This is a genomic window from Oleiphilus sp. HI0067 (genome assembly GCF_001635735.1).
The window spans coordinates 1-447 of sequence record NZ_LWFI01000747.1 but is presented as its reverse complement, the minus strand read 5'-3'; the positions used below and the strand labels follow the sequence as shown (position 1 = coordinate 447).

Sequence of the window (447 nt, the reverse complement as noted above, 5' to 3'; positions counted from 1 at the left end):
AACAGGATAGTGATTTCGAACTTCGTTTAGTGAAAGCTATGATTGCTTCGGCACGCGCTGATGGTCAGATTGATTTAGAAGAGCAGCGCAGAATAGCCGAAACGGTTAACAGGTTAGATTTGAGTGTGAATGTGAAGAGTGAGTTGTTGAATCTATTCCTGCAGCCTGTACTCATGGTTGAGATAGTTGGACAGTTCGATTCAATGGAGCAAAAGGCAGAGATTTATCTTGCTTCTTGTTTGACAATTGAGCTTGATGACGAGTCTGAATACAGGCATTTATCACTGCTCTCAAAAGCATTGAATCTGCCAGCAGGTCTTGAGCATCAGCTTCGCGCGCAAGCACAAAATGTCAAAGTTGAGGTTGCGTAGTTCTTGCATTGTTCTTGCGTCGCTTTTTAGTAGTTCGGTTTGCATCGCCGCTTAATGTATTCGAGTTAGTATGCAT

General features: G+C 43.0%; 1 protein-coding gene. It reads left to right on the top strand.

All coding sequences use genetic code 11. The features are described 5' to 3' along the window. The coding region (locus tag A3739_RS08210; RefSeq protein WP_156502471.1) for a DUF533 domain-containing protein at positions 1-371 on the top strand (371 nt) is incomplete at its 5' end. Positions 372-447 lie beyond the last annotated feature (76 nt).